The sequence below is a fragment of the Aeromonas sp. PrichA-15 genome (assembly GCF_017939245.1).
Classification (GTDB): domain Bacteria; phylum Pseudomonadota; class Gammaproteobacteria; order Enterobacterales; family Aeromonadaceae; genus Aeromonas; species Aeromonas caviae.
This window is the reverse complement of sequence record NZ_JAGKRH010000117.1, coordinates 1-298: the sequence shown is the minus strand read 5'-3', so window position 1 is coordinate 298 and position 298 is coordinate 1. Positions and strand designations below refer to the sequence as shown.

The 298-nt window shown below is 46.6% G+C and carries 1 rRNA gene; it reads left to right on the top strand.

Annotation, left to right across the window (positions count from 1 at the left end):
* Positions 1–223: 223 nt before the first annotated feature.
* Positions 224–298 (top strand): 16S ribosomal RNA (locus tag J9889_RS14745); the annotation flags it as partial.

Below are 298 nucleotides of genomic sequence, written 5' to 3'. Positions count from 1 at the left end.
GGCGGTTGAGTAGAATGCCACTCCCGCAGCAGCCAAAAGCTGCGTCGCTCTTTAACAATTTGAATCAAGCAATCTGTGTGGGCACTCACAGCATCGAGCATCAAAAACAATTTTTGATTTTCAATGTCTGATGAAGTGACCAAAGCAACGAAAGTTGCAGCAGTTAATTCAGCAATTCATTGAGCCGCCAACTCCTTGGTAACAAAGAGTGGCAACCAAACTTAAATTGAAGAGTTTGATCATGGCTCAGATTGAACGCTGGCGGCAGGCCTAACACATGCAAGTCGAGCGGCAGCGG